Genomic DNA, 21,573 nt, shown 5'->3' on the forward strand with positions numbered 1-21,573 from the left:
GATGAGTAACGAGGACAGGATCAAGGGCTGGCGTTCGCGCCGTAAGGACAGTAGCTACGCAGTAGGATCCGGCGTCGCGGCCTGGCGCCTGGATCCGGCGGCATTGTTTGAAGCAAAGGCCACGCCGGCCGTCCTGCTCAAGCCCCTGGTCGCGCGCCTGCAGGGCGAGCCGCACGACTCCGTGGCTGCCCGGCGGGCGGTGTACGAGGCGGTGCAGGCGGAGCTGGACGCGGAGATCGCGCGCAGCAACGTCGATGAGACGCTGGCGGATTTTTCGCGCCGGCGCCTGCGCGTCATCGTGCGCCTGCTGGAAATGGATATCCGCGACGGCGTCGAAGTGTTCGCGCCCGGCTACATGCCAGCCAAGCTGGTGGCGGAAGACGAGCGGCTGGCCGCGGCGCATGCGCGCCGCGTGGATCGCCGCAAGCAGGACGAGGCGCGCGAAGCGCGCCGCCACGCCTCGCGCAACGACATTGCGCTGGAAGTCGAAGTGCCGCAGGACGAGGCCGGCGATCTCGCGATACTGCGGGCCCGCTTGCAGGACCTGCATGAAGGACATGATCCGAGCCATTCCGTGAAGGTCCGGCCGGTCGGCCGCACGCTGCTGGCGATGTTCATCTACCAGCTGCGCGTGATGCATGGCGAGAGCCGGATCGCCCTGGTATGGGCGCTGGTGGGTCCGGTCGTGCTGTTGACGCTGATTTCGTCGCTGTACATCCTGATGGGCACGCACTACATCATGGGCATGGACGTGCAGACGTTCTCGCTGCTGGGCGCGACGACCTGGATCATGTTCCGGCAGATCGCCTTCCGGAGCAGTACGGCCTACGTATCTGCCCGCGGTTTGCTGAACTTCCAGGGCGTTACGCCCCTGATGTGCGCGCTGGTGCAGGCGTTCATCTATGTGTCGGTATATCTGGTGGTGTTCCTGGTGCTGATCAGCGCGGGCCATGCGCTGGAACTCGTGACGCTGCCGAAAAGCTGGTCCGGTTTTCTGCTTTTCGTCGTATTGATGGGATGCTTCGGGGCTGCGCTGGGCGTGTTGTTCGGATCGATCGCGACCTACTGGCATTTCTTTCTCAGGCTCGCGCCGATCATCGAACGGTTTCTGCAGATCTTCGCGGCCGTGTTCTTTGTTTCGGAACAGTTGCCAGAGAACCTGCGGCCCTGGATGCTGTGGCTGCCTTTGGCGCACGGCATGCAGCTGCTGCGCTCCGCGTATTTCGAGGCTTACGCCTCGCACGATGCGAGCTTGGGATACTTCCTGACCTCGTTGGTTTTCTTGATGGTGCTTGCGTTGGCGGCCGAGCGGTTGGCCCGTCCCAACGTCCAGCCGATGTGAGGGAAGTGGATGATCCATTTCAATGGCGTCACTGACGAGCCCTATGCATTCGGAAGCAGGCAAGCGCTGCTTTCCAATGTTGATCTCGATATTCCGGTCGGGCGCTATGCGCTGCTGTCGCCCGCGCCGGAATTGCATCGCCAGATCGTCGATGTGCTGTGCGGCCTGCGGCCGCCGCGCCAGGGCTTCGTCAAGCACGATGGCAACGTGTCCTGGGCGATAGGCCGCCAGGGATTCATCCGCGGCAAGGCCAACGGCCTGAGCATGATCGACTTCGTCAGCGAGATGTACGAGATCGACGCGGATGCCACGCACGAACTGGTCGCGGACCTGGTCAGCGATCCCAGGACCCTGGCCAAGCCCATGGAGCATTGGCCGCTCTACGCGCGGCAGGAGTTTTCCTTCGCGCTGGCGCTGGCGCCGGCGTTCGATGTCTACGTGATCGAAGGGGCCATCCCTTTCGAGCCTTGCCGTTTCACCCGCCTGTGGCTGGCTCTGTTCGAAGAGCGCCTGGTCGGCCGGACACTCATTCTTTCCAGTTACCGCCAGAATCAGTTGGCGGACTATTGCTTCAAGGGTTTGATTTATGAACGAAGCGCACTCAGCATCGAAGACGACCTCGACCAGTGCATCCGCAGGTTCCCCCCGCGACGATCAAGGAGCGAATCCGGCACAGGCGACGACGTCCTCGGAGGCGGCTTCGATGAGGGCGGAATCGGCCTCTGAGGGCAGGTCCGAAATCGAACGCCGCCGCCGCGAGCGGCAATCGGCGCTGCGAGAGCGGCGCCGTCACCGCTGGATCAACACGCTCATCGTGCTGGCGCCGGTCGCGTGCGCCCTGGCGTATCTGCTGCTCTTCGCCACGCCCCGCTACGAGGCGGAATCGCGCTTTTTCGTGCAGTCGGCCTCCGGGCAGCAAGGCGGCGGGGGGGCTGCGGCCAGCCTGCTGACCACGGGCAACGCGGGCGGCATGCTCGGCGGCTTCGTGGATGGCTGGGCGGTCGCCGATTTCCTCAAGTCGCGCGATGCCATGCAGCAGCTCGACAAGAAGGTCGGCCTGCGCCAGTACCTGATCCGCGCGGGCATGGATCCTGTGAATCATCTTGCAGAGGACTCAAGCGAGGACGATCTCTATCGCGCCTACCAGGCCTCGGTAAAGGTCTCCTTCAACGCGCTGGAACAGATCGACGTGCTGCGCGTGAGCGCGTTTTCCTCGGAGGATGCCGCGCTGCTGTCCCGGGCATTGATCGAGCTGGCCGAGAGCTTCGTCAGCTCGATGAACGAGAAAGGCGTCGCCGACAAGCTGAAAGTGAGCGAGGAGGCGGTCAAGCTCGCGGAGCAGAAGGCGCTGGCCGCCCGGGAAACGCTGACAGCATGGCGGACCACGCACGGCAACATCGATCCCACGGCCACGGTGACGATGCTGCTGAACCTGTCCAGCCAGCTCGAAGGGGAGCTCAACACCGCGCAGATCAATCTCGACAAGATCCGCGCGTTGGGCAACAAGGACCATTTCATGCTGCGGCCCGCCGAGATGCAGGTGGCTTCCCTGAAGAAGCGGATCGCGGCCGTGCGCCAGCGCCTGAGCGGCGCGGGCAACACGGAAGCGAAGCAGCTCAAGTCCTATGAAGCGCTGCGCAACGCCCAGGCGTTCGCGGATTCGAACCTGACCCTGGCGCAGCAGACCTACCAGCAGGCCATGACGGACACGCTGCGGCTGCAACGCTACCTGTCCATCATCGCGCAGCCAGTGCCCACGGACCGCCCGAGCAGTCCGCGTACCGGAATCCTGCTGCTGCAGGCGCTGGCGCTGGGCTTTGTGCTGATGTTCATCGCTCGGGTGGCGTTGGCGTTGTTGAGGGGATTGCGTCATGGTTGATACGGCAATTGCGGATCGTCCCGCCGGCACTGATGCCACGGCACGCTTGCGTGACGTGATCAAGCAGATTCATTCCGCGGCCGAGCCGCTGAACGACATGCCCATGCTGGAGCCGGCGCTGCGCGAGGCCGCGGACGGTTGGCGCGACGCCCGCCGCTTGCTGGTTTCGCCCCTGGTGCGGGAAGGCAAGCTAGGCGCCGCGATCGCCGCGCTGGAGATCATGGTCGCGGTCTATCCCGCGCGCGCCGACGAGCGCCGCCTGCTCGCCAGCCTGTTCGGACGCACCGAGCAATGGGACCGCGCCATCGCCGAGGCGGATGCCGCCGCCGGCATCGAACCCGGCGCGGCGGCGCTGCATGCGGCGCGCATCCAGTTGCGGGTGCAGGCCGGCCGTGTGGCCGAGGCAGCCGAGGTCGCACGCGCGACCCGGAACCTGGCGGAAAACGAACCCGGCGAAGCCTACCCTTGGCTGATGGCTTTCGTGCGCAACGGCGATACTGCCGAGGCGGCCGGCATGGCTGCCGCCTTGGACCCGCGAGAACTGCCCAACGAGCGCGTGGCGACGATGGCGGTGCGCGCCTTGCTGGATGACGGCAGGGTGGAGGCGGCGATCCGCTTTGGCGGCGCAGCCCTGGACGCGGGCCACGACTGCGCGGTCCTGCGCTCGTCCCTGGGCCTGGCGCATCTGCGGCGCGGCAACGAAGATGACCGCAAGGTGCATGCGCTGGCGCACTTCGAGGCCGGCCTGAGCGCGGCGCCCGCGGATGTCAGGCTGCTGACGTTGCACGGCGAGACCCTGCTGCGCGCCGGACGCTACAAGGAAGCCCTGACGCCGTTGAAGCAGGCCATCGACCTGGCGCCAGACCTGGAACAGACGAGGGCTTTCTACGCACGCGCGCTGCGCTACACGCTGCAGTACGACGCGGCGGCCGACCAGATGATGCATCTGCTGGAGAAGTCGCCCGAAAAGCAGCTCTGGCAGCGCGCGGCCATCAGCGCGCTGTCGCAGGCGGGGCGCAAGCAGGAGGCCGAGGCGCTCTTTGGACAGTACGTGGCGCAACGCGGCCAGCGGCTGCCGGCGACCTTCGACGAGGCCATGGCGCAGCTGGAGGAACGGCTGCACACCGCCCCGATCCCGCAGGCGCGCCTGGACTGGGCCTGGTCGATGCGCGGCGACACCAGTATCGACCGCGCGCAATGGGAGCGCCGAGCGCGCTGGGGCCACCTGGTGGACCATCTGCTGTTCGACTGGCTCGAATGCCGCGAGGAGAGCGTCGAAGAAGCCATGCAGGTGTTGGGAGAGCTGGATACCGGCGAACGCTTCTTTGCGCCGCTGCTGGCGGGGGGCAAGGGCGTGGTGGTCGCCACCGCGCACGTCGGTCCCATGTACGCCGGGTTGATGGCGCTGGAACTGGTGGGCATTCCGTCGCGTTGGCTGGCGACCGCGCCCAGCATCGCGCAGAGCAGCTACTCCGCAGCCCTGATCTCCACTGCCGACCAGACCGAGGCGCAGGTCGCCAAGGCCTGCATGCGCGCGTTGACTTCGGGCTATGTGCTATGCCTGGCGATAGACGGGGCGGCCAATCCCGCGGCGCCACGGACCACCTTCGAAGGACAGGACGTGACGTACTCCGGCTTCGCGGCCCACCTCGCGCATCGCATGGGCGTGCCCTCGGTGTTCTACGCACCGCGCTGGGAGAACGGTCGCGTCGCCTATACGCTGGAGATGTTGCCCGCGCCCAAGCCTGGCGAGGACGCCGAGGCGTATTCCCTGCGTTGGCAGCAGGCCTATTTCGAACGGCTCAGGGAGCATCTTGCCGGTCCTCCGGAAAACCTGCGCCTGAGCGGCGGCATCTGGCGCCACGTCACGGCCGCGGACAAGTCCGCGCAGCAATAGGAGCGAATGCCGATGAAGGCTGCAATCAAGACCGCGCGCTGGCTGCTTGTCCTGGCCATGTCGTACGGCGGGGCTGCGGCCGCCGCCGACGCATGCAAAAGTCCGGACGAGCATTGTCCGTCCGTCGCCGCGCTGCTGCAGCAGCGCGAGGGCTACGGCGCCCAGGCCACGGGCGGCCTGGGCGGAAAGTTCATCGACGTTACGTCCGATCAGGACTCGGGTCCCGGAACGCTGCGCGCCGCGCTCGCGCAGGCAAAGAAGGGACCCACCTGGATACGCTTCGCCTCCGACATGACCATCGTCCTGGATAAGCAGCTGCGCGTGCCGTCCAACACGACCATCGACGGGCGCGGCAAGCGCGTGACCCTGATCGACGACGGATTGGGCGTATATGGCAGCAAGAACGTCATCCTCACGCACCTGACCATAGACGGACGCTTGTCGCGGCTGACGCAAGCCGTGAACGTGGCCAACAACAGCCGCGACGTATGGGTGGACCACATGGATCTGTCGCGGATGTCGGACCGGCTGCTGAACGTGAAGAACGGTTCGACTGATGTGACGATCTCATGGACCAAGTTCCACAATTCCAACAAGGTCATGTTGCTCAACAACATCACCTCGAAGAACCTTTACGCAAACTACGACCGCGATTCGATCGCGCGCGTGACGCTGCACCATAACTACTTCCTCAACACCGTGCAGCGCAATCCGCGCGGGCAATTCGGCACCTTCCATCTCTTCAACAATCTGTTGGAAGACTGGGATTTCTACGGCATGAGTTTCAGCCTGGAGGCCAAGGCGCTGGTCGAAGGCAACATCTTCAAGAACTCCACGCAGCGCAAATGCGTGGAGCCCGAGTTCTTCCCGACGGTGGAAGGCATCAACGTGAACTACTGCCACTACATTCCCATCGCCGCCAAGCGCAGCGCGCTGGAAAACGGCGAATCGGACCGCGGAGCCTATGAAACGCGGAAGGACGAACACGGCTATACGCGGGACTACAAGGCCTTCCTGCGCCTGAAGGACAATCTGTACCTGGGCGATGCGAAGCCGGTGTTGCAGGACTACCGGCCCGAGGCTGCGCCGACGCCGCCCTATTGCTACGGCTACGAAAAGCCTACGACGGAGCTGGCGGAGAAGATCCGCAAGTACGCGGGGAATACGGGCGGCGATACGCCGTTGCCGGTGTCCAGGATCGGGACGGGTTGCGGGGGATCAGCAGGCCGGTAGTCGCCCGGTTCGCAGAAGCGGAGCCGGACCATGCGGGTTGAAGCCTGGCGTTATCCGTGAAATACAGCCTATGATTTGTTTTTAAGAAATACAAATCATAGGCTGTAAAAGAACCACAAATCACATTGTGTATTTCAGGTTTACAGCCTAGACTTTGTATATCTGAAATACAGCTTGAGATTTGTATTATGGATTTCACCGTACGCACCGCGACACAATTGCCGGCCCTGCTCCAGGGGTTCCGCAAAGAGGCCGGCTTGACCCAGGCGGCCACGGCCTTGCGCCTTGGGGTCACACAACAGACCTTGTCCGCCCTGGAGCGCAATGCCGACAAGGTCAGCGCAGACCGGCTGCTGCAGCTGTTGAGCATCCTGGGGGTCGAAATGGTCTTGCGCCAGCAAGGGGCGCAGCCGGGACCCGAAACAACATCCGAACCCAGCTGGTAAAGCCATGGGGCGACGTTCACACACGCAGGTCCTGGGCCTATGGATGAATGGCACCTATGTCGGAGAGTGGAGCAATCGACCCCACGCCGGCGAGGTCCTGCAGTACGACAAGGACTGGGTCGCCTCCGCGCCGGGCAGGCCCTTGTCGCTGTCCCTGCCCTTCACGCCGGGCAATGGCCCGCATCGGGGCGACGTCGTCCGCGCATACTTCGAAAACCTGCTGCCCGACAGCAAGGAAATCCGCGAACGGGTTGCGCGCCGGTTTCGGGCAGGCTCGACCGACGCGTTCGCCTTGCTTGCCGAGATCGGCCGCGATTGCGCGGGCGCCTTGCAGATCCTGCCTGCGGGAACAGCGCCTGCCGACGTGACGTCGGTGCAAGCCTCGCCCTTGAACGATGCCCAGGTTGCGCAGCTGTTGCGCAGCGTTCTGGCGCCGGCGCCTCTCGGCGGCCTGGCCATCGCTGAGGATGATTTCCGCATTTCCATCGCAGGTGCGCAAGAGAAGACCGCCTTGCTGCGGATGGACGGGCAATGGTGCTTGCCCCAAGGCGCCACGCCGACGACTCACATCCTCAAGTTGCCGTTGGGGCTGGTCGGCAATATGAAGTTCGACCTGAGCGAATCGGTGGAAAACGAATGGCTGTGCTCGGAGATCCTGGCTGCCTACGGCATGCCCGTGGCGCGCACGGAAGTACTCAGCTTCGAAGACGTGAAGGTGCTCGCCGTCGAACGTTTCGACCGCCGCTGGCAGGACGCCGAAAACGGAAAGCGTAGTCTCATCCGCCTGCCGCAGGAAGACATGTGCCAGGCCACCGGCACCCCGCCGCACCTGAAGTACGAGGCGGACGGCGGACCCGGCATCGACCGCATCATGAGTCTGCTCGAAACCTCGCGCCACGCAGAGCAAGACCGGCGGACGTTTTTCCAGGCCCAGGTCCTGTTCTGGATGCTGTGCGCAACGGACGGCCACGCGAAGAACTTCAGCCTGTTCCTGCGGCCTGGCGGGGCCTACGAACTTACGCCGCTATACGACGTGCTGTCCGCTTATCCGATCCTGGGCGAAGGGCCAGGCAAACTGTCGCCCGTCCGCGCGAAGATGGCGATGGCGGTGCGTTCGAAGAACCCGCATTGGCGCATGCGCGACATCCAGCGGCGCCACTGGCTGACGGTGGGCGCGCGACATGGCGTCGTGACGCCGGACGGCCAGGGAGTCCAGTTCGTCGTGGACGATCTGATCGCGCGCACGCCCGAGGCGGTGCGCATGGTCCGCGCCAGATTGCCGCCCGGATTTCCGCAGGCGGTGGCAGACGGCATACTCGGCGGCTTGCAGGCGGCGGCGGACAGGCTCGCCGCGTAGCTTTGCCGCGTGCGTAGAGGCTACTGCAATTCATCGCTCGTTGAGTACATACCGCCCCGGCGTTTCCCCCGTCATCTGGCGGAAGTACGCAATGAACGCGCTGTCGCTGGAAAAGCCCAGATCGAACGCCACCGCGGTCACGCTCTGGCCCGCAACCAGCAGATCCACCGCGCGCAGCAGGCGCCAGAGCTGCCGCCAGGCCTGATAGCTCATGCCGGTTTCGCGTTGGAAGATGCGTGTAATGGTGCGCGCGCTTGCACCGACGCGTTGCGACAGGGCTTCCAGTTCGGGCGGCAGTTCCTCCAGGTCCAGACCGGCCAGGCGGCGGTCCGTGGGTACGGGCAGCAGCATGGGTTCCCGTCTTGCCGCGCGCAATTCGTCCATGCAGACGGCCAGCAGGTTGCGCGGCGCGCCCTGGGACCAGTCGGTGTCGAAGGGTTCCAGGCTGATGCGCTCGAAGAGCTCGCGCAATAGCGGCGTCATCGAGAGTATGGCGGCGGCGGCCGCCGGCACCGCGACACGCGCCAGGTCCAGATAGATCGAGCGGTACTCGACTTCGCCGCGGATCAGGACGCGGTGCTCGGTTCCTGGCGGTATCCATGCCACGCGGATGGGAGGCAGCACGGCAATCTGCCCTGGCATCGCGAGGCGGATGGAGCCCGCATGGGCAAACAGCAGCTGGCCCCGGCCGTGGCTATGCGGGCCGGAATCGTGCCGTATCAGGCGCGACGCGATGCCCGTCACCGGCTGGGCCATGGCGTCGGGGTTGAATGCGTCGGTGGGTGCAAGCCTGGCCATTTGTCCGGGTTCCGATGTTTTTTGTCTTCCTGGCTACAACGGCGACGGCAGCGCCCGGCTAAAAAACGGGCTCTACGTTTACCGATACCGCCATGTTCCGCCGTCCGCCTCTTGTGCTCGTTATCCTGCTGCTGAGTTTTCCGCAGATCGTCGAGACGATGTACAGCCCCGCCTTGCCGCTGATCGCCGCCACCTATCAAGCCACGCCCGAGGACGCGGCGCAGACACTGTCGCTGTGGTTCGTGGCCTTTGCCTTTGGCGTGGTGGTCTGGGGGCGTCTGTGCGATTTCCGGGGCCGCCGACCGGCGCTGCTGGCAGGACTGGCGCTATACGCGCTGGGTGCGGGCTGGGCCATGGCGGCGGGTGATTTCACGCAGTTGCTCGCGGCCAGATTGATCTGCGCCTTCGGCGCGGCCGCGGGCTCAATCGTAACGCAGACGGCGCTGCGGGATAGCTATCAGGGTCCGACGTTGGCCCGCGTCTTCTCGATTCTGGGAATGGCGTTGGCCGCGAGCCCTGCCGTCGGCATGTATGCCGGTCAAGAGATCGCGGCGGCCGGCGGGGTCCAGGGCGTTTTCCTCGCGCTTGTCCTGCTCGCGGTGGCGCTGCTGGGGGCCAGCGCGTTGCGCTGGCCGGAAACTCGGCCTCTGCCGCACACGGCGGCGCCCTTCTGGCCGACGCTGCGCGCCATGCTGCAAGACCGGGCGATCTGGCGCAGCGCGACGCTGATCGCCATTTTCAACTTGGCGATCTTCGGCTATTACCAGCTGGGTCCTTTTCTTTTCGCCCGCTCGCAGGAGGCCTGGTTGGGTTTCGGTGAAAGCGGCCTGGCGCTGGCCGCGGCATCGCTGTGCGGCGCAGCCCTCAACACGGCGTTGCTGCGGCGGGGGGTAGCGTCCGAACGCCTCGTCCTGCTGGGTATCGGTCTGATGGCGCTAGGTGCGGCGCTGGTCGCCGCGCTTATCGGGAGTTCCGCGTTTCTCATCGGAATGGCCTTGATCGCGGCGGCCTACGCGATCGCGATTCCCAACATCTTGGCGCATGCACTATGCGCCTATGTGCATGTCGCGGGGACTGCTGGCGCGATCCTGAGCCTGGTCTATTACAACCTGCTTGGAGTTGGGCTGGTCCTTGCCGGACGAGGGCAAAGGCTGGATGTGTTGCTGGGCGGGTGTGCGGCGCTTGCAGCGATCGCGTATGTGACGAAGACGCGGCAAGTCGAAGGTCGGTGACAGGACCGCTGCCATTGATGCATCCGGTCCCGTTCGAGCGAGGGTGCCTGGCTTTCAGCTGAGATGCACCGACGACGCGATCCCCTGGTCCGCCATCTTCGAGTACGGGCAGATCGATTCCGTCTCGTGGACCAACGCCAGGGCGACGTCCTTGGGCAGCCCGGGCAAGGAAATCTCCAGCCTGGCCTTGATGCAGAACAGGCCGTCGAAGGCTTCGCGCGCGAAAGTCGTGGTGCAGTGGATGGCGAAATCCGCCGGCAGCGGGACGCGGTTCTTCGTGGCGACCAGCTTCATGGCGCCATGAAAGCATGCGGCAAAGCCGGCTGCGAATAATTGCTCGGGATTGGTGCCGCCGCCATTGCCGCCCAACTCCTTGGGGAGCCTGAGTTCGAGTTCCAGTTCGCCGTCGTTGGAGACCGCTCTGCCGGACGATCTGCCGTGTCCGGAGGCGCCGCCGGTTACGGAGACGGTGGTCGTGTACAGGGGCAGGTCCTCTGCGCCGGCATAGGGCTCCAGGAGCGAAACAGAGGGCGCGGACGGGGCTTTCATGGGAACTCCTCAAGTGCGGATAAGCGGTTGGTTTTTTTCCGCGGCAACTATAGAGTTGTCCCCAACAGGCGCAAAGACAGAATTTCTGTTCTGACTGGCATCTTTTCTTGTACCGTCGACGCCAGCTTCCTAGGCGCTCTTCTTGACATTGGCAAGCCGGTGCAACTCGTCCACATCAAGGATGGCCAGCCCGCCATAGTAGGTTTCCAGCACGCCCGCGCGGGCGAGTCGCGCAAGCGCTGCATTGCAGCGTTGCCGCGAAATGCCGCACAAGCCGGCGATTTCTTCCTGGGAGACCTTCAGTCGTCCATTGGTGCCGGAATGTCTTTCCGCGTTGAACTGCGCGGCGACTGCGCGCGCCACCGTCGTGTCGACGTCGAGCAGCACGTTGGACGTGAAGCTGCTCATCAGCCAGTCCACGCGCTGCGCGAGATGCATCATCAGCGCCTTGGTGAACTCGATGTTGTTGTTCCAGAGCCGTTCACAGGTCTCGCGCGGCAATATCACGATCTGGCTGGGCCGCAGCGCAACCACCTCGTACTCGAACCGTTCGCGACGGATCATGGTGGCTTCGCCGAACCAGCTGCCGGTGCTGAAGCCGGCCAGGGACAGGGACTTGCCGTCCGCGCCGGGCGAGGACCATTTCACCAGGCCTTGCACCACGCCGTACCATCCTGGCGAACGGCTGCCCGCGCGGAACAGGAACTCGCCCGCGGCCAGGGTCACCACGCGCAACTCGGCGCGGATCAGGTCGCGTTCGAGTTCCGGCAGGCCCTTGTACCAAGGGACGACGTCGAGCATCTTGTCCACCGCGCCTTGCGCGCGCCGCCGCCGTGCGCTCAAGGGTTCGTCGCCGGCGTCGGCAAGCCGTTCGCCCATGTGTGCCTCCTTCGTAGCCGTTGTGGCGCCGCTCAGGTAAACCCTAGGGCGCTTTGTCACCATGATGACTGTCCGCGGTCTGGGGCCGGCACCAGAATAGCCGAGGTGCCAGACGCCAAAACCCACAAGAGGAGACAAGCATGTTGCCCATGCAAGGCATGATGTCCCGCAGCGCCCTGGCCTGCGGCCTGGCCGTGACGCTGCTGCACGCCCCTGCGGTCCAGGCGCAGATTTCAGACGATGTTATTCGAATCGGCTTCATCACCGACATGTCGGGCGTGTACTCGGGGCCGGATGGCCCCGGCGGTGCCGAGGCCATCAAGATGGCGATCCAGGAGATGGGCGGCGAGATCAACGGCAAGAAGATCGAGCTGCTGACGGCCGACCATCAGAACAAGGCGGACATCGCCTCAGCCAAGGCGCGTGAATGGTTTGACCAGGCAGGTCTGGACATGCTGATCGGCGGCACCAATTCCAGTACGGCGCTGGCCATGTCCAAGGTCGCCGCTGACAAGAAGCGGCCCATCATCGTGGTGGGCGCGGGCGCGCCGGCGCTGACCAATGAACAATGCACGCCCTACACGCTGAACTACGCCTACGACACCGTGGCGCAGGCGCGCGGTACGGGCGCGGCCGTGGTCAAGGCAGGCGGCAAGAGCTGGTACTTCCTGACTGCCGATTACGCCTTTGGCCACGCATTGCAGGCGGACACGACCAAGGTGGTCCAGGCCGGCGGCGGCACGGTGGTGGGATCGGTCAAGCATCCGCTGTCGGCCAGCGACTTTTCTTCGTTCCTGCTGCAGGCGCAAAGCAGCAAGGCGGAGATCCTGGCCCTGGCGAACGCCGGCGCGGATGCCACCAACTCGATCAAGGCCGCCAACGAGTTCGGCATCACCAAGACCATGCGCCTGGCCGGCCTGATCATGTTCATCAACGATATCCACGCCATGGGGCTGCCCGCCTCGCAAGGCATGTACCTGACCGACAGCTGGTACTGGAACGCGTCGGACGAGACCCGCGCCTGGGCCCGCGCCTTCTTTGAAAAGCGCAAGGCCATGCCCTCCTCGCTGCAGGCGGCCGACTACTCCGCGGCGCTGCAATACCTGCGCGCGGTCAAGGCCACGGGCACGGATGATGCCGACCGCGTGCTGGCCTATCTGCGCGAAAACAAGCTGAACGACGTTTACATCAAGAACGGCGTGGTGCGGCCGGACGGGCGCGTCGTGCACGACATGTACTTGCTGCAGGTCAAGACGCCGGAACAGTCCAAGGAGCCCTGGGACTACTTCAACGTCGTGCAGACCATCGACGGCAACCAGGCCTTCACCACCAAGGAAGAGAGCCGCTGCGCGCTCTGGAAGTGACCCTCATGAGCAAACGTAAAGTCATCGTGACCATCGCCCCGACCGGGGGCATGGCATTCAAAAGCCAGAATCCGCACCTGCCCACGCAGCCGCTGGAAATCGCGGAGGACGTGTACCGCTGCTATAACGCGGGCGCCAGCGTGGTGGCGCTGCATGCGCGCCGTCCCGACGACCAGGCGACCTGCGACGCTTCGGTGTACCGGGAAATGAACCGGCTCATCCGCGACCGCTGCGACATCGTGCTGAACAACTCCACCGGCGGCGGCGTGCATGGCGACATGGTCAAGGAAACCTCTCCGGGCACGTGGGAGATCCTGTGGGAAGAGCGGCTCAAGGGCATGGACGCCGGCGCCGAGATGTGCACGCTGGACGCCACGACCTTGAACCTTGCGTTCGGCGACCGCGAATACCTGATGAACACGCCGCTCACCAAGGCCCGCGAACTGGCCGCCGGCATGCAGGCGCGCGGCATCAAGCCCGAATGGGAAGTCTTCAGCCCCACGCATATCCTGCAGGACGCCACAACGCTGATCGAAGAGGGACTGGACGAAGGGCCGCACTTCATCAACCTGGTCATGAACGTGCACCGCAACTTCCAGAACGCCATGCCGTTCTCGGTGCGGCATTTGCAGATGATGGTGGATCTGCTACCCAGGAACAGCATCTTCTGCGTCAGCGGCATCGGCCCCGCGCAGCTGGAGGCCAACATGGCCGCCCTGCTGCTGGGCGGCCACGCGCGGGTCGGCCTGGAAGACAACCTGTACTACCGCCACGGCGAACTGGCCACCAACGTCCAATTGACCGAGCGCATCGTGCGCATCATCCGTGAAATGGACATGGAACCCGCCACGCCAGCCGAAGCGCGCGAGATCCTGGGACTGCCGCTCAAGAGCGGAATCCGGCCCGAGTTCGCGCTCTGACCAGGAAAAGCCATGAGCAATTCACTGCAAGGAAAGCGCGTCCTCATCACCGCGGGCGCGCAAGGCATAGGCTTGGCGATCGCACGCAAGTTTCTGGAGGCGGGCGCCGAGGTGCACGTCTGCGACGTGGACGAAGCGGCTTGCAAGGCCGCTGCCGCAGCGCATCCAAGCCTGGGCGTCAGCGTGACGGACGTATCCAGCGAAGCGCAGGTCCAAGCCATGTTCGGCGAACTGGCCCGGAAATGGGGCAAGCTCGATGCCTTGGTCAACAATGCTGGCGTGGCCGGCCCGACCAACCGGCTGGAGGAAACCGCGCTGGACGCGTGGCAGCGCACGCTGGATGTCAACCTGACCGGAACCTTCCTGTGCGCGCGCAGCGCCGTGCCGCTGCTGCGGGCGGCAGGCGGCGGGTCCATCGTCAACATCTCGTCCGTCGCGGGCAGGCTGGGCTTTTCGCTGCGCACGCCCTATAGCGCCAGCAAGTTCGGGTTGGCTGGCCTGACGCAGACCTGGGCCATGGAGCTGGGGCCGTCGAACATCCGCGTCAATTCCGTGCTGCCGGGCGTGGTGTCGGGCGACCGGGTTGAGCGGGTCATCGCGGCCCGCGCCGCGGCCGGCGGCGTGACCAACGACGCCATGCGCGAGCAGCTTGTGGACAAGGTGTCGTTGCGCCGCATGACCAGCCCGCAGGACGTGGCCAATCAGGTGGCGTATCTGTGTTCAGACGAAGGCGCCATCATCAGCGGCCAGAGCATTTCCGTCTGCGGCAACGTGGAGTATCTGGGCTGAGGCGCCGATCGCGCCATGCCTGTTGGCGCGATCGGCGTTCTGTTGCGCTACTTGCCGCTGCGCTGGAAGTCGCCCGGCTTCCAGCTCTTGTCGAAGGCGGCCGCTTCGGGGCCGTAGATGCGGATGTAGGCGAACCAGCCCTGCCCCGGATTGGTCTTGATCCAGCGATTCTCCTGGCCCGCCGGCGCCTTGGGGCCGAAGTAGAGCGTGAGCGGCTTGCTTTGGTCCACGTCCTTGAGTTCGAACAGGGAGCGCAGCGCGGCCTTGTCCTGATCGGTTTGCACTTGCGAGCGGGTTTTGCTGTCGTACAGCGTGATTGACCAGAACAGTTTGCCTGGCACCGGTTGCGGCACGCTAAGTGTGTACTGCTTGCCGCCGTCCAGGTAAGCCCCTTGCGCGTCGCGCGCGCCCAGCCAGTAGAGCGAGCCCGCGCCGGGGTCGCGGCGGAACATGGCGGGCGAGGCCACAATGGCCTGTGCGAACCAGCGGTCGCGGGCGTCCAGGTCCATGCCAGCCGGGGTCTCGAACTGCGCACTGCCCGGTACCAGGTCAGTCCATTCCCAGCGGCGGTCCGGCCAGGCCATGCGATCGGGACGGTCGCTGTCGAAGGCGGCCACCAGCATCTGGTCGCGGCCTTGGCGGGCAGCTTTGGCCAGCGTTTCCTTGAGCTTCGCGTCCGGCTTGAAGGGCTTGCCCTTTTCGATGCCGAGTTCGGCCAGCAAGCCATACATAGGCCGTGCGGCAGCGTTGATGGGTTCTTCCTGCACGATTTTGTTCAGGACTTCCCAGAACCGGATGTTGTCTTCCCATTTCAGCGAAGAGCTGTCCATGGCCATGCGCGTGGTGTCGACTGCGGCCAATGGTTGGCCTGCGACGCCTTGCTCGGACCAGGAGTAGATTTTGACCGAGCGCAAGGCGTCCAGTGCCTTGGGTATGTCCCCGCCCACCGGCATGGAGCGCAGTGCGAGCAGGTTTTTCAGCGTAGGTGAGCGTCCTGCGTGATAGCCTTCGGGGACTTTGCCCTCGTAGCCCGGCGGCAGCACGATGTGCTTGCCGCCCTTGCCTGCGTCGGGTCCCGGCAATCCCAGATCCTGCACCCAGCCCTGGTTGTGGTCATTGACCAGGCCGATGTAGGGGCCGGGCGGCAGCTCGATGACCACGGGGCCCTGGCTCAGGTCGATGACGGCCGAGCCGTAGGGCGTGTCGGAGTTGAGCGTGAAGCCGACCTGTCGGGGGCCGGCTGCGGCGATGCCCCATTGCTTGCCGTCTTCGATACCGACGGCGCGATTGCCGTTCAGTATCCCTTCCATCGAAACCGTGGGATACCAATAGCGATAGGCAATCAAGGCGCGCTGCAGCGTCTGGTCGGCGCGCACTTGCTGCGAGGTCTGCGGCGTGGGATAGCCGCGTTCGAAACGATAGGGCGCGGCATCTTTGGCATGCGCGGCTCCCGCGCAAACCAATGCCAGTGCGACGGTCAGGGTACGGTTCATCATGGTGCTCCGGTCTCCGGACTTCAGGTTGGGGACGAAAGGGACGGTCGTGGTTCGGGGTGAAAATTCTTTAGCGCGCGGACTCGATATCGTTGAGCTTCCAGGTCTTGTCGAACCAGGGCTGCATGGGACCGTAGAGTCGGAAAATCACCATCCAGCTCTTGCCGGGAATGGTCTGGATCCAGTTCTGTTCCTTGCCCGCAGGGGGCTTGGGGCCAAAGTAAAGATCGACCGAACCGTCCGCGTTGGCATGCAGCTGCTTTTCGCTGGACAGGCTGGGGAACGGCTGGTCCGTCTGCAGCATGGAGCGCGTCTGCGTGTCGTAGACCACCACTGACCAGAAATCCTTGGCGGGCACATTCGGCGGGACACGCAGCACGTACTGGCGGCTTCCGTCCAGCGGTTTGCCCTGCGCGTCATAGTTGGCCGCGGCGTATTGCGAGCCGATGCCGGGCATGGCGACGGCCATGGCCGGCGTGTCTATGGTCGCGGCATAGAAGAACATGGTGCGGGCGTCAAAATTGCGCGCGCCGTCGTTCAGCCACTCATAGCTGCCACCCACGAACGGTGTGTTCCAGTGCCGGTCCGGATAGATGCGCGTGGCGGGGTCGCGGTTGGCGAAGTCGATGGCGCGCGCCGTGGCGTTGCCCACGGCCACCGCGTCGGTCAGGATGGCCTTCATCCGCGCGTCCGGCGAGAACGGCTGGCCCTTGCGCATGCCGATCGCTGCATACAGGCCGGTCATGTCGGGGCCATAAGCCCCTGCCGGCTCTTCCTGGATGATCTGATTCACCTCGTCGAAGAAGGCATAGTTGTTGGCGTGGATGGTGTTCATCACCTTGCCGGAAAGGTTGATGAAGCGCGTCGGCGGTGGCGCGCCCGCTTGGCTGTAGGGATAGACGCGCAGGCCGGCCTTGACGCCCTGCACGCCGGGCGCCGGATCGCCGTTCTTCATGAAGGCGCGGCCGAACAGCAGGTTGCCGTAGGTGGGGGAATGCTGCACGAAATAGCCTTGGGTTGGCAGCTGACCCTTGTAGCCCGGCGGCACGAACAGGTACTTGCCGCCGCGGCCCTTGTCGGGTCCGGCGTTGCCCATGTCGGTCACATAGCGGAACCAGAAGTCGTCGACCACGCCCAGGATGCCGGGCGGGGTTTCCACAACCATGGGGCCGTCCTTCAGGTCCATCCAGTTCCAGAAGTACACGGTTTCGGTATTGGCCGTGAGGAACAGGGAATGCGAATCCATCAACGTTTCGAAGATGCCGACGGTGCTGCCGGTGGCGCCTGCCTCGCGCAGGCCGGCGCGGATCGAGACCATGGACGCGCCGGGGATGCCGTTCAGAAACGCCTCGACCCCGCGCAGGAAATCCAGGTTGTCATAGACCTTGCGGGCGGTTTCCGGAGTAGGCACGCCGTCGAAGAAATCCAGGCGGCCGATACGGGTGTCGACCTTGGCCGGCGTCAGTATCTGCGGTGGCGTCGGCGTACTCATCTTGTAGGCGCCGGGGCGCTCCGGCGGTCCGGCGCAGGCGGTCAGCAGGGTTAGGGCGGCCAGGGCCAGGACGGGCGGACATGTGCGGCGGGCAGTACGCATACGGTCTCCACGAACAGGAACGCGGGAAGCCACTGCCGTCCACAACATAGCGGTGCGACCTCGTTCCTTGCGTTTCAGTACAGTTCAAAAGTGACCAGCACGGGCAAAGCGACGAGCGTCGCATGTCGTTTAGTTTCCGATCAAATAGGGACGGCGTCAATATTCTGGATCGGAAGCGCTTGCCACATCGAACCGGAGCAGGAGCCAGGAGCGCGGTTCCGAAAAACCTGAGCGTCAGTTCGATCCAGGCGAATTGTTCGGCGCTTCCCGAAGTTCTAGACTGAATTCGTACATGCATTGTGTACCGCTGGCTGTCGCATAGCGGTTTTGCAGCGACGGCGGGAGGTCCTGATGAATCGGGTCGAGACCTTTGCCACCCTGCCGATGTGGGCGGGGTTCGTAGGCTTTGTGCTGGTCGTGCTGGCGCTGGATCTCTACGTGCTGGGAGGCCGCCATGCGCACCGCGTGCGGCCCCGCGAAGCGTTGTTCTGGGTGGGCGTATGGATGGCGCTGGCCGCGTTGTTCGGCGCCCTGATGTGGTGGTATCTGGATGCCACCCTGGGGCGCGACATTGCGCACCGGAAAACGCTGGAGTTCTATACCGGCTACCTGATCGAACTGTCCCTGTCCGTGGACAACATGTTCGTGTTCTCGCTGATCTTCGGCTATTTCGTGGTGCCGCTGGAATTGCAGCGCCGGGTACTGCTGTACGGCGTGCTGGGCGCCATCGTGATGCGGGTCGGCATGATCCTGGCGGGCGTCTGGCTGCTGTCGAAATTCGACTGGCTGTTCTATGTGTTCGGCGTGCTGCTGGTGGCGACGGGAGCGAAGATGCTGGCCCGGGCGGACCATCAGCCTGACATTGCCCGCAATCCGCTGGTGCGCCTGTTGCGCTCGTCGATGCGCATCACCAAGGATTATCACGGCGAGTCGTTCTTTGTGCGCATCGGCGGCCTGCGGCATGCCACGCCCATGTTCGTCGTGCTGCTGATGATAGAGGCGAGCGACGTGGTGTTCGCGGTCGACAGCATTCCCGCCATCTTTGCCGTCACCACCGACCCGTTCCTGGTCTTTACTTCCAACATCTTCGCCATCATGGGCCTGCGGGCGCTGTACTTCCTGCTGGCCGACATGCGCGAACGTTTCCGCTACCTCAAGCACGGACTTGCCGCGGTGCTCATCATCATCGGCGGCAAGATGCTGGCCGCGCCATGGTTCCATGTGCCGGTGCAGTGGTCGCTAGGGGCGGTAGGCCTTATCCTGCTGGCATCCGTGGGCGCCAGCCTGATCCTGCCCAGACGGGCCGCGGCCAGGGCTGCGCGCCATAAGGGATGAGTCCCATGAACCGGAGATCTGTCATGAACACGATCATTCTTGCCACCGATGGGTCCAGCCACAGCGATGCCGCGGCGCGCTATCTGGTTGACGGCCCTTTGCTGAACCGGGATTTCACGGTGCATGTACTGCATTGCGAGCCCGACGTGACGGGTGACGTCAAAGCCTTCATCGGCCAGGCCGACATCGACGCCTGGCACCACGAAGAGAGCGACAAGGCAATGAAGTCCGTGGTCGAGATCCTGCGCGCGGGCCAGGTCGGCTTCGAGTGCCACGAGCTTACGGGCCACACGCCGGACAAGATCGTGGCGCATGCGGTCAAGGTGGGGGCCACGGCCATCGTGATGGGGTCGCACCATCGGGCGCCGTTCCTGGACGCTCTGCTGGGGTCGGTGTGTTCGCGGGTCATTGCCCACGCGCCTTGTCCGGTGCTGCTGATCTGAACGTCCGCGGCTGATGCGCTAGCAGGTGAGCTTGAGCTGATAGCTGCCATCGGCGTCGCGGGCCAGGCGAACCCGGTCGAAGCGATAGTTGCGCCCCTTGAACGCATAGGTCGCGTCGGTCTCGTCGTCGTCGCGGCCTTGCCAGACTATTTTCCGATCCAGCGATTCGGCGTAGTAGTAGAAGATGGCGTTGGTGGATTCGATCAATCCCAGGTCGCCGCGCAGGCCGGTGGAACTGTTGGCTTCCACGTTCCACCAGCCTTCGGTGCGCCATTCGCCTCCGTCGGGCAGATAGTGCACCGCGAATCTCAAGTCCCGGCCGCAGGCGTTCTCGATCTGGAGGGACGCAGGCTTGGCCGGTGCAGGCTTCTTGCTGTCCGGCTTGGCGGCCTGGAGCTGGTCTTGCCGTTCATTCCAGCCCATGCCGTAATAGGCAAGCAGGCCGCCGATTGCCAATACGGCCGAGACGCCGATGACCACCTGCCGCACGGTCTTTTGCCGCATGTGTTCCGTGTACCGCTGCTCCAGAATCCGGGTCTCGTGCTGTTGCAGCAGTTGATCGCGGTGTTTTTTCCTGGCCGAGGTCGTCACCGCGGATGCCCCGGCCAGCAGCAGCAGCAGGGTGAGGTAGCGGTATTTCATCAGCAGGCTGGCCAGCGATGGAACGAGGTTGGCGGCCAGGCCCAACGCCATGGCGCAACCGATGAAGGCCAGCGGCCATATCCAGAAATTGCGTCCCTTGGCGATTTCGGTGGCGTAATAGTCGCGCAGCGTATCGGTGGATCCGGAGCCCGGCGGCGCTTTCCCGTTCGTCCCGCCACCGTTGCCGCCGGGCGCGCCGGCGGCGCGTTGCTCGGCGATCCACGCGTCATGCTCTTGGCGGCGTTTCGGATCGGAAAGCACCGCGTAGGCCTCGTTCAGGCGCGCCATGACGCGCTTGGCTTCCTCGGGATTGTCAGGATTCTTGTCCGGATGCCATTTCTGCGAGAGATAGCGGTATGCGCCGCGGATGACTTCATCGCTGGCATTTTCCGAAACTTGGAGCGTGTCGTAATGGGTATGTATGCCAGCCATTGCCATGGGTCCGCGTTCCGAAGCCGGGCGCTCAGCTTCCTGCACGGCGAGCTTACGCTGCAATCATGGACGTCGGTATCAGCCAAAGAGACTACATCGCTGGGTGGGTGCGCGGCGCAGTGGTATCTTTTCCCATTTTCCTGCACGCCACTCCGTTTTCATGCCCGACGACGCCCAAACCTCCTCAGATTTCCCGCCTGCAGAGCCGCAAGCGGCCGCTCCCCGGCCCTTTATCCAGAACTCGGGCACCCGCCGCACCCTGCATTTCACGCAGCAGGAAATCCAGAGCAGCATGTCCACCCTCAACCCCGATGCGCTCGAACTGGAGTACACGCGGATGATGATGGGCTTCGTGCTTTTCAATCCGGCTCCCGCCCGCATCCTGATGGTGGGGCTGGGCGGCGGCTCGCTGCCCAAGTTCTGCCATCGCTATCTGGCGGACAGCGCTATCGACGTGGTGGAAATCGATCCGGCAGTCATTGCCCTGCGCGAAGCCTTCATGGTGCCGCGCGACGACGACCGCTTCCGCGTGCTGCAGGCCGACGCGGCCGACCATATGCGCGGCCTGTCGGACCATGCCGACGTGATCCTGCTGGACGGGTTCGGCATCGGCGGGATTCCGGGCCCGCTGTGCTCGGCGGAGTTCTACGCCGATTGTTTCCGCGCTTTGCGCGAGGACGGCATCCTGGTGATCAATTTCCACGTCAATCACCCGGACCATCATGACTACATGGACCGGGTGCGGGCCTCGTTCGGTTCGTCCATGTTCGAGGTGGTGGATGACGACATGACCAACAGCATCGTGTTCGCCTGCAAGGGCGACCTGCTGGACGATCCCGCCGCGGCCGAGCTGCGCCGACCGGCGTCCATGCCCAAGGACGCCTGGCGCCAGTTGATGCCGACGATGAAGGTTATCGGCGCGACGCTGGTGCTGAGATAGCGGCCTGGC

General features: G+C 64.5%; 20 protein-coding genes. 14 read left to right on the forward strand and 6 right to left on the reverse strand.

The window, feature by feature from the left end:
* The first annotated feature begins 1 nt into the window (after position 1).
* The 7 genes from HV766_RS00495 (at position 2) to HV766_RS00525 (ending at position 8,154) form a co-directional block, all read left to right on the forward strand.
* Positions 2–1,342, forward strand: a complete 1,341-nt coding sequence (locus HV766_RS00495) for an ABC transporter permease (protein ID WP_054455414.1) — start codon at positions 2–4, stop codon at positions 1,340–1,342.
* A 9-nt stretch (positions 1,343–1,351) separates the two neighbouring features.
* The gene (locus HV766_RS00500) at positions 1,352–2,068 is read left to right on the forward strand and encodes a P-loop NTPase family protein (RefSeq protein ID WP_054455412.1); all 717 of its coding nucleotides are present in this window, start codon (positions 1,352–1,354) and stop codon (positions 2,066–2,068) included.
* Positions 2,046–3,221, forward strand: a complete 1,176-nt coding sequence (locus tag HV766_RS00505) for a KpsE/RkpR family capsule polysaccharide export protein (protein WP_119449878.1) — start codon at positions 2,046–2,048, stop codon at positions 3,219–3,221. Before HV766_RS00500 ends, HV766_RS00505 begins: the two co-directional genes overlap by 23 nt.
* Positions 3,214–5,118 carry a Vi polysaccharide transport protein VexE gene (locus HV766_RS00510; RefSeq protein WP_175180367.1) on the forward strand — a complete coding sequence of 635 codons (1,905 nt, stop codon included), beginning with the start codon at positions 3,214–3,216 and terminating at the stop codon, positions 5,116–5,118. Before HV766_RS00505 ends, HV766_RS00510 begins: the two co-directional genes overlap by 8 nt.
* Positions 5,119–5,130: 12 nt before the next feature.
* Positions 5,131–6,351, forward strand: coding sequence for a pectate lyase family protein (locus tag HV766_RS00515; RefSeq protein ID WP_054455409.1), 1,221 nt, complete (start codon positions 5,131–5,133; stop codon positions 6,349–6,351).
* A gap of 185 nt (positions 6,352–6,536) precedes the next feature.
* Positions 6,537–6,797 carry a helix-turn-helix domain-containing protein gene (locus HV766_RS00520; protein ID WP_054455917.1) on the forward strand — a complete coding sequence of 87 codons (261 nt, stop codon included), beginning with the start codon at positions 6,537–6,539 and terminating at the stop codon, positions 6,795–6,797.
* Between the two features lie 4 nt (positions 6,798–6,801).
* Positions 6,802–8,154 (forward strand): type II toxin-antitoxin system HipA family toxin, encoded by a 1,353-nt coding sequence (locus tag HV766_RS00525; protein ID WP_175180368.1) that lies wholly within the window; start codon positions 6,802–6,804, stop codon positions 8,152–8,154.
* A 30-nt stretch (positions 8,155–8,184) separates the two neighbouring features.
* Here the strand turns inward: HV766_RS00525 and HV766_RS00530 are convergent, their stop codons facing one another.
* Positions 8,185–8,952, reverse strand: a complete 768-nt coding sequence (locus tag HV766_RS00530; RefSeq protein WP_175180369.1) for an AraC family transcriptional regulator — start codon at positions 8,950–8,952, stop codon at positions 8,185–8,187.
* A gap of 92 nt (positions 8,953–9,044) precedes the next feature.
* Here HV766_RS00530 and HV766_RS00535 point away from each other — a divergent pair, with 92 nt between their 5' ends.
* Positions 9,045–10,184, forward strand: coding sequence for an MFS transporter (locus HV766_RS00535; RefSeq protein WP_175180370.1), 1,140 nt, complete (start codon positions 9,045–9,047; stop codon positions 10,182–10,184).
* A gap of 54 nt (positions 10,185–10,238) precedes the next feature.
* On the opposite strand, the gene HV766_RS00540 is transcribed toward HV766_RS00535, so the two are convergent.
* Positions 10,239–10,733, reverse strand: coding sequence for an Ohr family peroxiredoxin (locus HV766_RS00540; protein ID WP_054455400.1), 495 nt, complete (start codon positions 10,731–10,733; stop codon positions 10,239–10,241).
* Positions 10,734–10,862: 129 nt separating this feature from the next.
* Entirely contained in the window at positions 10,863–11,612 is a 750-nt protein-coding gene (locus tag HV766_RS00545; protein ID WP_225588860.1) for a Crp/Fnr family transcriptional regulator, read from the reverse strand.
* Positions 11,613–11,752: 140 nt separating this feature from the next.
* On the opposite strand from HV766_RS00545, the gene HV766_RS00550 reads away from it, so the two are divergent.
* From HV766_RS00550 to HV766_RS00560, 3 genes are read left to right on the forward strand one after another with little or no spacing between them, the layout of a single operon-like run.
* Positions 11,753–12,976: an ABC transporter substrate-binding protein gene (locus HV766_RS00550; RefSeq protein WP_370126395.1), complete on the forward strand. Its 1,224-nt coding sequence runs from the start codon at positions 11,753–11,755 to the stop codon at positions 12,974–12,976.
* A 5-nt stretch (positions 12,977–12,981) separates the two neighbouring features.
* Positions 12,982–13,896: a beta-keto acid cleavage family enzyme gene (locus HV766_RS00555; RefSeq protein WP_119449882.1), complete on the forward strand. Its 915-nt coding sequence runs from the start codon at positions 12,982–12,984 to the stop codon at positions 13,894–13,896.
* A gap of 12 nt (positions 13,897–13,908) precedes the next feature.
* Complete coding sequence (locus tag HV766_RS00560) at positions 13,909–14,685, forward strand: SDR family oxidoreductase (protein ID WP_175162003.1); 777 nt, start codon at positions 13,909–13,911, stop codon at positions 14,683–14,685.
* A gap of 47 nt (positions 14,686–14,732) precedes the next feature.
* On the opposite strand, the gene HV766_RS00565 is transcribed toward HV766_RS00560, so the two are convergent.
* Both HV766_RS00565 and HV766_RS00570 read right to left on the reverse strand, forming a co-directional pair.
* Positions 14,733–16,181: a DUF1254 domain-containing protein gene (locus tag HV766_RS00565; RefSeq protein WP_175180371.1), complete on the reverse strand. Its 1,449-nt coding sequence runs from the start codon at positions 16,179–16,181 to the stop codon at positions 14,733–14,735.
* 67 nt (positions 16,182–16,248) lie between these two features.
* Positions 16,249–17,772: a DUF1254 domain-containing protein gene (locus tag HV766_RS00570; RefSeq protein ID WP_175180372.1), complete on the reverse strand. Its 1,524-nt coding sequence runs from the start codon at positions 17,770–17,772 to the stop codon at positions 16,249–16,251.
* A 351-nt stretch (positions 17,773–18,123) separates the two neighbouring features.
* Between HV766_RS00570 and HV766_RS00575 the strand changes: the two genes are divergently transcribed.
* Both HV766_RS00575 and HV766_RS00580 read left to right on the forward strand, forming a co-directional pair.
* Positions 18,124–19,107 (forward strand): TerC family protein, encoded by a 984-nt coding sequence (locus HV766_RS00575; protein ID WP_054455394.1) that lies wholly within the window; start codon positions 18,124–18,126, stop codon positions 19,105–19,107.
* Between the two features lie 23 nt (positions 19,108–19,130).
* Positions 19,131–19,550 (forward strand): universal stress protein, encoded by a 420-nt coding sequence (locus HV766_RS00580; RefSeq protein ID WP_054455392.1) that lies wholly within the window; start codon positions 19,131–19,133, stop codon positions 19,548–19,550.
* 18 nt (positions 19,551–19,568) lie between these two features.
* Here the strand turns inward: HV766_RS00580 and HV766_RS30145 are convergent, their stop codons facing one another.
* Positions 19,569–20,624: a DnaJ domain-containing protein gene (locus tag HV766_RS30145; protein WP_217472138.1), complete on the reverse strand. Its 1,056-nt coding sequence runs from the start codon at positions 20,622–20,624 to the stop codon at positions 19,569–19,571.
* A gap of 160 nt (positions 20,625–20,784) precedes the next feature.
* Here HV766_RS30145 and HV766_RS00595 point away from each other — a divergent pair, with 160 nt between their 5' ends.
* The gene (locus HV766_RS00595; RefSeq protein ID WP_175180373.1) at positions 20,785–21,564 is read left to right on the forward strand and encodes a fused MFS/spermidine synthase; all 780 of its coding nucleotides are present in this window, start codon (positions 20,785–20,787) and stop codon (positions 21,562–21,564) included.
* Positions 21,565–21,573: the final 9 nt, after the last annotated feature.

Source organism: Achromobacter aegrifaciens (genome assembly GCF_902859735.1).
Taxonomy (GTDB): domain Bacteria; phylum Pseudomonadota; class Gammaproteobacteria; order Burkholderiales; family Burkholderiaceae_B; genus Achromobacter; species Achromobacter aegrifaciens.

Coding starts and splice junctions, on each gene's coding strand:
- HV766_RS00510 (WP_175180367.1), top strand. CDS start 3,214: ATGGTTGATACGGCAATTGCGGATCGTCCCGCCGGCACTGATGCCACG.
- HV766_RS00515 (WP_054455409.1), top strand. CDS start 5,131: ATGAAGGCTGCAATCAAGACCGCGCGCTGGCTGCTTGTCCTGGCCATG.
- HV766_RS00545 (WP_225588860.1), bottom strand. CDS start 11,612: ATGGGCGAACGGCTTGCCGACGCCGGCGACGAACCCTTGAGCGCACGG.
- HV766_RS00500 (WP_054455412.1), top strand. CDS start 1,352: ATGATCCATTTCAATGGCGTCACTGACGAGCCCTATGCATTCGGAAGC.
- HV766_RS00565 (WP_175180371.1), bottom strand. CDS start 16,181: ATGATGAACCGTACCCTGACCGTCGCACTGGCATTGGTTTGCGCGGGA.
- HV766_RS00535 (WP_175180370.1), top strand. CDS start 9,045: ATGTTCCGCCGTCCGCCTCTTGTGCTCGTTATCCTGCTGCTGAGTTTT.
- HV766_RS00570 (WP_175180372.1), bottom strand. CDS start 17,772: ATGCGTACTGCCCGCCGCACATGTCCGCCCGTCCTGGCCCTGGCCGCC.
- HV766_RS00505 (WP_119449878.1), top strand. CDS start 2,046: ATGAGGGCGGAATCGGCCTCTGAGGGCAGGTCCGAAATCGAACGCCGC.
- HV766_RS00560 (WP_175162003.1), top strand. CDS start 13,909: ATGAGCAATTCACTGCAAGGAAAGCGCGTCCTCATCACCGCGGGCGCG.
- HV766_RS00495 (WP_054455414.1), top strand. CDS start 2: ATGAGTAACGAGGACAGGATCAAGGGCTGGCGTTCGCGCCGTAAGGAC.
- HV766_RS00580 (WP_054455392.1), top strand. CDS start 19,131: ATGAACACGATCATTCTTGCCACCGATGGGTCCAGCCACAGCGATGCC.
- HV766_RS00575 (WP_054455394.1), top strand. CDS start 18,124: ATGAATCGGGTCGAGACCTTTGCCACCCTGCCGATGTGGGCGGGGTTC.
- HV766_RS00540 (WP_054455400.1), bottom strand. CDS start 10,733: ATGAAAGCCCCGTCCGCGCCCTCTGTTTCGCTCCTGGAGCCCTATGCC.
- HV766_RS00550 (WP_370126395.1), top strand. CDS start 11,753: ATGTTGCCCATGCAAGGCATGATGTCCCGCAGCGCCCTGGCCTGCGGC.
- HV766_RS00530 (WP_175180369.1), bottom strand. CDS start 8,952: ATGGCCAGGCTTGCACCCACCGACGCATTCAACCCCGACGCCATGGCC.
- HV766_RS00525 (WP_175180368.1), top strand. CDS start 6,802: ATGGGGCGACGTTCACACACGCAGGTCCTGGGCCTATGGATGAATGGC.
- HV766_RS00555 (WP_119449882.1), top strand. CDS start 12,982: ATGAGCAAACGTAAAGTCATCGTGACCATCGCCCCGACCGGGGGCATG.
- HV766_RS30145 (WP_217472138.1), bottom strand. CDS start 20,624: ATGGCTGGCATACATACCCATTACGACACGCTCCAAGTTTCGGAAAAT.
- HV766_RS00595 (WP_175180373.1), top strand. CDS start 20,785: ATGCCCGACGACGCCCAAACCTCCTCAGATTTCCCGCCTGCAGAGCCG.